Consider the following 9,135-nt stretch of genomic DNA (forward strand, 5'->3'; position numbering starts at 1 on the left):
AATCCGGTTCACCGATCAGTCCGTCACGCTTCTACGATAGTAACAGTGATGCGCTGGCGGACATGAAGCGCCTTGCGGAAGCCGAGGCATCCCAGTGACCTGCGCCCTCATCGAATAGCGAGGATTTGAAATGACCAAGAAGGCCAAAGACAAGATTATTGCCTATAAGGGATTCAACAGCGATCTGACTTGCCGGGGCTATCAGTTTGAGGTCGGCAAAACCTACACCCACGAGGGGGAGGTTGAGGTGTGTGGCAGCGGCTTTCACGCCTGCGAGCATCCCCTTGATGTCTTCTCGTACTACCCGCCTGCAACATCCAGATTTGCGCTGGTCGAGCTTGCAGGAGGAACAGACCGAGACCATGATGGTGACAGCAAGGTAGCCGCTTCGAAGATTAAAATCTCAGTCGAGCTGCAGCTTCCTGAACTCATAGAGAGCGCAGTTAAACAAGTCTTTGATGCTGCTAGATGGATAAAGGGTAAGTCAGCCACCGGCTATAGGGGCGCTGCGTCAGCCACCGGTCCTCAGGGCGCTGCGTCAGCCACCGGTCCTCAGGGCGCTGCGTCAGCCACCGGCTATAGGGGCGCTGCGTCAGCCACCGGCTATAGGGGCGCTGCGTCAGCCACCGGTCCTCAGGGCGCTGCGTCAGCCACCGGTCCTCAGGGCGCTGCGTCAGCCACCGGCTATAGGGGCGCTGCGTCAGGTTCAGAGGGGTGCGCACTGTTTCTGGTCGAACGCAACATATCCGATGAAATCTTGAGCGTTTGGGCAGGAATTGCAGGCCGTGACGGTATCAAGCCAGACACGTTCTACACCCTGATTGATGGGGTTCCAAAAGAAGTTTGACGGGCTGACCAGAGCCAGCCCCGCGGCGCGTAACGAGTACCCCAATAACGGCACAGGCAGGCCGCGATGTCTGCGCCAGAGATTAGAGGAGAGAGCATGAGCAACGTGACAGCACAATCGCCTGACATAGCCGACCGTATCAAGGGCAAAGCTGCCCTGAAATGTCCACACTGTGATGGCACGGGTGTCATGTCACGCCCGTTCATGCCCGCGCTTGGCCTCTCCGCCATCACTGTCTGTTCATGCGTAAAAATGGAGCCTGTAGAATGACCCACTACATCATCCAAAAGTCATTCGGTGATCTGGGCTTAGAGCCGAAGCTATTCACCAAGCGGGCAGCCGCCATCGAACACCTGCTGACCGAATGCGATGACGGCGCGCTCTATGTGATCATGGTGCAGATGGACGTCGAGGGCCGCTCTGTTGAAGTCACCCGCGATGTGACCGACGAACTGCGCGAGGAAGCCGCCTGGGCGTTTCTTGAGGATGCGGATGTAGCCGTCCTCTACCCTGACGGTGGCGCGGCCTATGCGGATATCGACCAGATCCCGCCGTTTGTCGTGGCGCCGGTGCGCCGTGCGCTGGAGAACATGGACACGGACGACCTGACCTACTCCACACCTAACCCGGCATCTCTGACGGCTGGCATGTTGGGGGTGGCGTGATGGATGCCCACGACGCCACATTCTGGCTGGTTCTCACGGTTTTGGCTGCGGTCGTCGCAGCAATGATTGTCGATACCGGTCACCCGCACCCGACGCGGTTCTGGTGTGATCAGTTTGGCATCCAGGCGAGGGATTGCAGATGACTGACCCCATCGCCCTCGCCCTCGACCGCCTGCAAGCCCTCGCCGAGACCCGCGCAGACCGCGCCCTAGCGGCCTCCGCGCACCGTGAACACACCCGGCGGCGTATGCAGCAGACACAGACCCGCCAGCGCTTTCTCAAGCTCGCCCGTGGCATCCATGAGGCTGTCATGGAGGATGAAGGGCGCGGGATCGAAATGGCTGACCGGCGGGCGTGTTCTCCTTTCACGCATTGTGAGTCCGAGGGGCGGCGGGTGCCGGTTGGTTCCGCCCCACAGATGAAAGGATGAAGTGATGGAAGCCATCCCCAACCAATTTGTGAGCCTCCAAGGCGCTGAGACACTTGGGCATCTACGAGTCGCCGACAAGCCTAAAGCGTTCGGCAGCGCTCCGATCAAAATGCTGGCGCGTGTTCCATCGCAAGAATGCGGTTGCCCAGAAGAGATTTGGCAGATCGACGGCATGGAACTGCTTTTCCACTTTGAGGCGGACGGAACCAGTGAGGCGTTTCTATTCGCGGGCGATTGGGAGGAGGAAACGACACTCAACGCCCGCTCGCTAGATGACCTTCGGGCGAAAGCGTTCCAGTGGCTCGCTGATCTTTTTGACCAAACTCCACATACCTCCCCGTCCCCCAGCCTGTAGGGGGCCGCACCTGCCGGGGGCTTCGGTCCCCGGCTTTTTTGGAAAGGAATGAATGATGGCAGCCTACGAGGCTCATGGTGAAAGTGACGAATGGTACACCCCCCAATACATTTTTGAGGCCCTTGGTGTGCATTTTGATCTTGATGTCGCTGCCCCTAAGAGCGGCCCGCGCCACGTACCATGCAGTAGCTGGCATCACAGCGGCAATGATGGCCTTCAACAGCCTTGGCATGGTTTGGTGTGGATGAACCCGCCTTTTGGCCATCAAAAGAATAAGCGATTGTGGTTGTCGAAGTTTTCTCGACATGGTGATGGAATTGCACTTGTGCCCGACCGGACCTCAGCGCCGTGGTTTCAAGAGTTTGCCCCATTGGCTGGTGCAATCTGTTGGGTCAGCCCGAAGGTGAAATTTGAGCGCCCTGACGGCTCCATAGGTCAAAGTCCCGGGACCGGCACCGCATTGTTTGCCATGGGCGATATCGCAATTTCGGCGCTTAAGCAGTGCGATCTTGGGATCGTGACGCCGCAGGCTATTCCCCCAACCAGAAAGAAGGAATCCCGCGATGCCTGACATCCTCCTAATCACGCTCACCGTCACCTCATGCAGCCTGTCAGATCCTGACCGGTGCGAGACGTTCCGGTTCCAGGTCGAGCCACGCCAGTGTGCCGAATACACCGTGCCGAACCCTGTTGTGTATCCCGGCGAGGGCTGGGCGTTTCGCGGCGCTGACTGCGGAGGGATGGTTTGACGTGGTCATACCTCCCCAATACGGCCTCTCCCTGTGTGCAGGCGGCGGCGGACTTGACATGGGCCTTGGACTCGCTGAGCCGGGCTTTACCACCGCCTGCTATGTCGAGATCGAAGACTACCCAAGACGAACTCTCATCGCCGGACAGCGCGCAGGATACCTACATCCCGCCCCGATCTGGAATGACCTCAAGACATTCAACGCCACCCCATGGCGAGGAATCATCGACACCGTCTTGGCCGGATACCCATGCCAGCCGTTTTCCCAAGCGGGACAACGAAAAGGCGAAGATGACCCACGCCACCTTTGGCCAGACATCAGACGAATTGTCAGCCAGATCGACCCCCGCTGGTGCTTCTTTGAAAACGTCGCGGGACACCTCAGCCTCGGCCTTGAATCCGTGGTGCGCGACTTACGAGAAATGGGCTTCCGTGTTGCGGCTGGCCTATTCTCGGCGGAAGAAACAGGCGCGACGCATGAAAGGCAGCGGGTCTTCATCGTGGCCTACCGCCCGTGCGTCGGAACAGGAGAACCGGACAACGCAGCGAGCACCAAGCCACGGCAACGGGCACGGCAAAATTTTAGCGGGCGAGGCCTGCGAAATGATGAACAAATGGCCGACCCCAATGGCGGGCACCCCGGCCCAGAACGGCAACAACGCGGCGGGCAACAACGACTTCACCCGGCGAGCCGAGGATCTGGCGGATCGGATGTGGATGACACCAGACACACCCGGCGGAGGTCGATCGATTCCGAAGGGCACAACCTCAACCGGCCAAACACCAGACGGCAGGAAGGTGACGGTCGGGCTGGAGAACCAAGCCAAGCTGTGGGGAACGCCGAACGGCGGACAGATGAACTACGACGAAGACCCCTCACAGTACCAGACGCGACAGACCAACTTGAAACAGGCCGGTGGCAATCCGGCAATGGGGATGAACCTCGGGCAGCAAGCACAGAACTGGCCCACTCCCGCCAGCCGAGACCACAAGGGCGAGAATTCGGCGGATCATTTGGAGAATGGGACCGGACGCCTTCACCTCGACCAGCTGCCGAACGCCGTGGCCCACATCTTCACACCCCGGGTCCCAGCGACATGGCCGCGTGGTGGGACGTCTTTCAGGAATACCCCGATGGCGCGCCAGCTCTTTCGCTCGGCGACATCGCGACTTTCTCGCGTCACTTTGCGGCGCTTATTGAAGCGGGAGAACTGGGAAAAGCGGAGGCTGAACTGCGTCTTTGTCGAATGGCTGATGGCTTGGCCGCCCGGCCACGGGCTTTGCGGCTGTACGGTAACGGAGTTCATCCACTGGCAGCAGGATATGCGTGGCGCACTCTCAGCGCTGCCCACGGCCTCGGCCGCGTGGATTTGGGAACCACCATCCGAAGTCAGCGAGAAACAAATGAGTTTATTTGAATGACCATCAGCGACCACAACCTCAACGCGCCCGAGGGCCAGGCGACGGTCGCCGCCGCACCCCTCGAACAGCAAGACCCGGAAGCACGTTCTTGGGGTCCCGCCGGACGTGGCGCAGCCGGTGGGGCAATAAGCTAGGGCTGGTTGAAAATGAACACCGCATTCCTTCTGATGGCCAAATACAACGGCACACCGATCATCCCGGCGCAGCAGGTGTGCGATGACTTCTTTCCGCACCTGACGCTCGTGAAGTTCCTGCGCAAGATCAGCGACGGACAGATCCCGCTGCCACTGGTGCGCATCGAAGCCAGCCAGAAGAGCGCCAAAGGCGTCCACCTGCAGGACTTGGCCGAATACCTCGACGCGCGCCGCAGCGTAGCACAGCGCGAATTCCAGCAGATGTATGGGTGAGCATTTGGCCCAACACATCGTCAATATCTCTGGCGGGAAAGACAGCGCGTCCTGCTATTTGCTGGCCATCATGCGGGGGAAGCCCTTCAGGGCTGTTACAGCGGACACCGGCCACGAAAACGAAATCACATATGATTGGATCAGCAAGCTATCCGCCCGGACGGGCGGCCCTGAAGTCGAAGTGGTCAAAGCTGATTTCGCAGATCGCATCGCGCGGAAGCGGGCATCTGCATCACCCTGATCAACTATCCCCGCTTCCCGGCAGATCAAGAAAGCATCGAAACCACCGCAATCGAACCGGGTCATCACCTTTGCGAAAGCCTTCATCAAGGCAGCTTCACTGTAGAAGGACCATCCCGAACCCAGTGGTTCAGCAGGCGGCCACAGGACCAATAAACAGCAACTTCAAGCTAATCGGGACAACATTTAGAACAACACGCACCCGACCAACACGACAATATGCTGATATTTATATGATTATTTTATATCGCAATCCCATCCATCATAGGCGCCACGGAAAGGCGCGAAGCATCTTTGTAGGAGGTCAGGTCTTTCGTCATGCGGTCCGGCAGGTTTTTTCCGGTATGCTCTAACATTAAAGTTCCCGGCAGCCAATCAGGGCAAGGCGTCTTGCACTTTGCTGCAACCCGCACAATGCTCACCCGGATTTTACTGCGGGATTCGCAGGCCGGACGGGCCGGGTCCTGGGTGGCTTGTCCAAAAGGAGAGTAAGTATGCAAATCGAGGGAATTTCGGCAATCGTAACCGGCGGCGGTTCGGGCCTGGGTGAGGCAACCGCACGGCGGCTTGCCGCAGATGGCGCAAAGGTTGGCGTTCTGGATATCAATGGCGAGGCCGCCGAAAAGGTTGCCGCTGAAATTGGCGGCGTTGCCTTGCCCTGTGATGTCGCATCGGAGACCGACGCACAGGATGCACTGGCGAAAGTGGCCGGACATGGCCCGTTGCGGGTTCTGGTCAACTGCGCTGGCATCGTCACACCCGGTCGTCTTGTCGGGCGCGAAGGCCCTTTGCCGCTGGCGGATTTCCAGCGCACCGTCAATGTGAACCTTGTGGGCACGTTCAATATGATGCGCCTGGCCGCAGCTGCGATGGCCGGAACCGGCGCGCTGGAGGACGGAGAGCGCGGCGTGATCGTCAACACCTCATCGGTTGCGGCGCAGGATGGTCAGATCGGTCAGGTGGCCTATTCCGCTACGAAAGGCGCTATTCAGGCCATGGCTTTGCCTGCCGCTCGTGAGCTTGCTAAATTTGGCATCCGCGTCAACACAATCGCTCCCGGCATCTTCCTGACACCCATCCTCGCGCAACTGCCAGAAGCGGCGCGCGACAGTCTTGCGCAAAGCATGCCCTATCCGCAGCGGCTTGGCGACCCGGCTGAATTCGCTGACACCGTCGCCTTTTGCATCACCAACCGGTATCTCAATGCTGAGATGATCCGCCTGGACGGCGCCACACGGCTACCGCCGAAATAAGCATGGCCAAAGGGCGCGCTGGCGAAACCTGGCATTCAGGGGTAAACCCTTGAAACGCATTGACCGCGCGCCCAAACCAAAGGATCCGCCCCATGAACCGCGACTGGATCGCCACCGCCCGCACCCTGTCCGAAGCGCTGCCCAACCTGCAGCGTTATGATGGCGCTACGGTGGTGATCAAACTGGGCGGCCATGCCATGGGCGATGCTGCGGCAATGGCTCGCTTCGCCCGCGATATCGTTTTGATGAAGCAATGCAACCTGCATCCGGTTCTGGTGCATGGCGGCGGCCCGATGATCAGCGATATGCTGGATCGTCTATCGATCCGATCAGAGTTCGTGGGCGGCAAACGGGTTACCGATGCCGCAGCGATAGAGGTGGCCGAGATGGTCCTCTCCGGCTCTGTCAACAAGCGCATCGTGCAGGCGATAAATGACGAGGGCGGTAAGGCAGTCGGCCTTTCTGGCAAAGACGCCAAGCTGATAATCTGCGACAAGGAAATGGGCCGGGATGCCGATGGGAACCCGGTGGATCTGGGCTTCGTCGGCAAACCCTCAAAGGTCAACCCCGAGGTTCTGAACAGCCTGATTGAGAGTGGCTTCATCCCGGTTGTTGCCCCGCTGGGCGTCGGCGAAAAAGGAGAAAGCTTCAACATCAACGGCGACACCGCCGCCGGGGCCATTGCCGCCGAGATGAAGGCGGATCGCCTGTTGCTGCTGACCGATGTCGCCGGGGTTAAGGGCGCAGGTGGCGAGGTGCTGACGCAACTTAGCTCGGACGACGTCCGCCGCCTGACCACCGACGGGATCATCGCCGGCGGCATGATCCCCAAAACAGAAACCGCTCTCGAAGCATTGGAAGGCGGCACCCGGGCCGTTGTCATCATAGACGGACGCGTCCCTCATGCGTGCCTGCTGGAACTGTTTACGGACCACGGCGCTGGGAGTTTGATCAGGCTGTGATGCAAACGGAGAGGAGCTCTCTCAAGAGCTTTGAAATTTCCACCTATTAAAAACCTCCGGCCCGCCGCGCGGGAGAACTTGATCAAATATAACCTTCAAGTGCGTCTTGTAATTCTATTGCAACACAGCGAATTTAAGAATTGGGCTGTGTTTGGGGGATATCTGCGATGAAACCACTTTATTTGATGCTGTTTTGGGCTTCGTTGACGTCTCTTGCGCCAGCAGCACCTGCACAACAGAATAACCTTCAAAGCAACAGGGCTGCATTCGTTTGCAACGCGGAGTCAGATTTTACCAACCTGCGTTCGGCGCCTACTGCCCGCGGATCATCTATACTCGGCCAGGTTCCGAACGGCGTGCCAGTTCAGGTGAAGGGCGTCCGCACAAACGAAGCGGGATATAAATATTACCGCGTCGAACTGAAAGACAATCCAACCGGAAAGAAACGTTCCGGCTTTATTTACGAAGACGCAGTGACGGAAAAGTGCACGCTTCCACAGGTGGTTTCAGCGGAGGTCCGCGATCTGGCTATTAGGCTGGCAGCGGCCAATGCAGGCATCAGTCCACATCACATAACCGACGTGAATGCCGACTACGATGGAACTCAGTTGTATCTCATCAATATGCCCGACCTCGTCGACCTTGCGGCATTGGCTGATGAAACGGAACTAACATTTCTCGACCTTTCCAGAAGCGGCGTGTCGGATTTAACGCCCCTGTCAAACCTGACATCACTGCAGGTTCTAGAGCCCCGGATTGAAATTCTGAATCGAGAGGATTCCCATACGTTGTGATCTGTGATTCACCATATTTGGAGGTGGATCATGGGCAAATCACTATCACTGGATCTTCGCGAACGGGTTCTCGCATTCATTGAAGAAGGTCACTCCTGCCACGAGGCGGCGCGTCGGTTCCGGATTTCAGCTGCAAGCGCGGTGCGGATCCGGCAGCGTTACCGGCAACTCGGCACGGTTGCACCGGGCAGGCGCGGGCGTCCTTTAGGGAGCGGGCGGCTCGAACGCTTCGGCGGTTTCCTGAAGGCTCGGATCGAGCAGAGGCCGGACATGACGATGCCAGAACTGGCCGAGGCCCTATGGCAGTCGCATGGGATGCGGGCCGCGCCGGCGGAGCTGTCGCGTTTTGTCCGGCACCGACTGGGCTTCACATATAAAAAAATCCCTGATTGCGACGGAACGGCGGCGCAAGCGGGTGCGGGCCGCGCGTTTCGAGTGGCAGTACCGGCGGATGCCGAGGATGCGCCTTGAGCCGCACCGACTGATCTTCATCGACGGCGAGCCTTTGTCCGCCATTGGTCCGAGGACAATGGCGAGCGCCGTCACCACCAAGATGACCCGGCTGCGCGGGCGCGCGCCGTGCGGTGCACGACTGGAGGCCGACGCGCCCTTTGGTCACTGGCGCACGCAAACCTTCATCTGAGCTGTTCAGAGACTCCAATGATATCCGTCCGGGGGGGGGGTGCATAGTATCCGTCCGGTTTCCCCGCTCTGACGGTGTGATGGAGGGCTTGATAGTGTCCACCATCGATAGTGGACATCATGGGGCACTCTATGGCGGGCAAGCGCGCGATCTTTTCAGCTGCTGCCCATGCGCAGCGCGCGGCTGATTTCCTGCACGGGTGCCAACCTGTTACTGAGGAAGAAAAGCAGCAAGGAGTCATAGCTGTCGCCGACGCTGCCGACGGATGGCTCCAATCCTGCATCGACCAAACGCTCTGTGTACTTGATCGATACATATTGCGATCCCCGATCAGAATGATGGATCAGTTTCTCAGCAGGTCTGCGCGCA

At 59.0% G+C, this 9,135-nt stretch carries 14 protein-coding genes and 2 pseudogenes; 15 read left to right on the forward strand and 1 reads right to left on the reverse strand.

Going from position 1 to position 9,135, the window contains the following annotated elements; genetic code table 11:
- Positions 1–130: 130 nt before the first annotated feature.
- The 15 genes and pseudogenes from ACW9UQ_RS03405 to ACW9UQ_RS03475 all read left to right on the forward strand — a co-directional run.
- Positions 131–847 carry a DUF7666 domain-containing protein gene (locus ACW9UQ_RS03405; protein ID WP_458929593.1) on the forward strand — a complete coding sequence of 239 codons (717 nt, stop codon included), beginning with the start codon at positions 131–133 and terminating at the stop codon, positions 845–847.
- Positions 848–943: 96 nt separating this feature from the next.
- On the forward strand, positions 944–1,117 hold the full coding sequence (locus ACW9UQ_RS03410) for a hypothetical protein (RefSeq protein WP_458929594.1): 174 nt from the start codon (positions 944–946) through the stop codon (positions 1,115–1,117).
- Positions 1,114–1,512, forward strand: coding sequence for a hypothetical protein (locus tag ACW9UQ_RS03415; RefSeq protein ID WP_458929595.1), 399 nt, complete (start codon positions 1,114–1,116; stop codon positions 1,510–1,512). Before ACW9UQ_RS03410 ends, ACW9UQ_RS03415 begins: the two co-directional genes overlap by 4 nt.
- The gene (locus tag ACW9UQ_RS03420) at positions 1,512–1,655 is read left to right on the forward strand and encodes a hypothetical protein (RefSeq protein ID WP_458929596.1); all 144 of its coding nucleotides are present in this window, start codon (positions 1,512–1,514) and stop codon (positions 1,653–1,655) included. The genes ACW9UQ_RS03415 and ACW9UQ_RS03420 overlap by 1 nt, the downstream gene beginning before the upstream one ends.
- A complete protein-coding gene (locus ACW9UQ_RS03425; RefSeq protein ID WP_458929597.1) occupies positions 1,652–1,942 on the forward strand; it encodes a hypothetical protein in 291 nt (96 codons plus the stop codon). Before ACW9UQ_RS03420 ends, ACW9UQ_RS03425 begins: the two co-directional genes overlap by 4 nt.
- 4 nt (positions 1,943–1,946) lie before the next feature.
- Positions 1,947–2,297: a hypothetical protein gene (locus ACW9UQ_RS03430; RefSeq protein ID WP_458929598.1), complete on the forward strand. Its 351-nt coding sequence runs from the start codon at positions 1,947–1,949 to the stop codon at positions 2,295–2,297.
- A 55-nt stretch (positions 2,298–2,352) separates the two neighbouring features.
- On the forward strand, positions 2,353–2,868 hold the full coding sequence (locus ACW9UQ_RS03435; RefSeq protein ID WP_458929599.1) for a DNA N-6-adenine-methyltransferase: 516 nt from the start codon (positions 2,353–2,355) through the stop codon (positions 2,866–2,868).
- Positions 2,861–3,046 (forward strand): hypothetical protein, encoded by a 186-nt coding sequence (locus ACW9UQ_RS03440; protein WP_458929600.1) that lies wholly within the window; start codon positions 2,861–2,863, stop codon positions 3,044–3,046. The genes ACW9UQ_RS03435 and ACW9UQ_RS03440 overlap by 8 nt, the downstream gene beginning before the upstream one ends.
- Before the next feature lie 58 nt (positions 3,047–3,104).
- Positions 3,105–4,463, forward strand: coding sequence for a DNA cytosine methyltransferase (locus ACW9UQ_RS03445; RefSeq protein WP_458929601.1), 1,359 nt, complete (start codon positions 3,105–3,107; stop codon positions 4,461–4,463).
- A 150-nt stretch (positions 4,464–4,613) separates the two neighbouring features.
- Positions 4,614–4,874, forward strand: coding sequence for a pyocin activator PrtN family protein (locus tag ACW9UQ_RS03450; protein ID WP_458929602.1), 261 nt, complete (start codon positions 4,614–4,616; stop codon positions 4,872–4,874).
- Positions 4,867–5,115 carry a phosphoadenosine phosphosulfate reductase domain-containing protein gene (locus tag ACW9UQ_RS03455; RefSeq protein WP_458929603.1) on the forward strand — a complete coding sequence of 83 codons (249 nt, stop codon included), beginning with the start codon at positions 4,867–4,869 and terminating at the stop codon, positions 5,113–5,115. Before ACW9UQ_RS03450 ends, ACW9UQ_RS03455 begins: the two co-directional genes overlap by 8 nt.
- A gap of 493 nt (positions 5,116–5,608) precedes the next feature.
- Complete coding sequence (locus ACW9UQ_RS03460; protein WP_458929604.1) at positions 5,609–6,367, forward strand: SDR family NAD(P)-dependent oxidoreductase; 759 nt, start codon at positions 5,609–5,611, stop codon at positions 6,365–6,367.
- 92 nt (positions 6,368–6,459) lie between these two features.
- Positions 6,460–7,329, forward strand: coding sequence for an acetylglutamate kinase (gene argB, locus ACW9UQ_RS03465; protein ID WP_458929605.1), 870 nt, complete (start codon positions 6,460–6,462; stop codon positions 7,327–7,329).
- A 167-nt stretch (positions 7,330–7,496) separates the two neighbouring features.
- The gene (locus tag ACW9UQ_RS03470) at positions 7,497–8,123 is read left to right on the forward strand and encodes an SH3 domain-containing protein (RefSeq protein ID WP_458929606.1); all 627 of its coding nucleotides are present in this window, start codon (positions 7,497–7,499) and stop codon (positions 8,121–8,123) included.
- 30 nt (positions 8,124–8,153) lie between these two features.
- Positions 8,154–8,763 (forward strand): annotated as a pseudogene (locus tag ACW9UQ_RS03475) (IS630 transposase-related protein); the annotation flags it as partial.
- A 230-nt stretch (positions 8,764–8,993) separates the two neighbouring features.
- Here ACW9UQ_RS03475 and ACW9UQ_RS03480 read toward each other — a convergent pair.
- Positions 8,994–9,135, reverse strand: a pseudogene (locus ACW9UQ_RS03480) (IS3 family transposase); the annotation flags it as partial.

This window comes from Halovulum sp. GXIMD14793 (assembly GCF_054457435.1).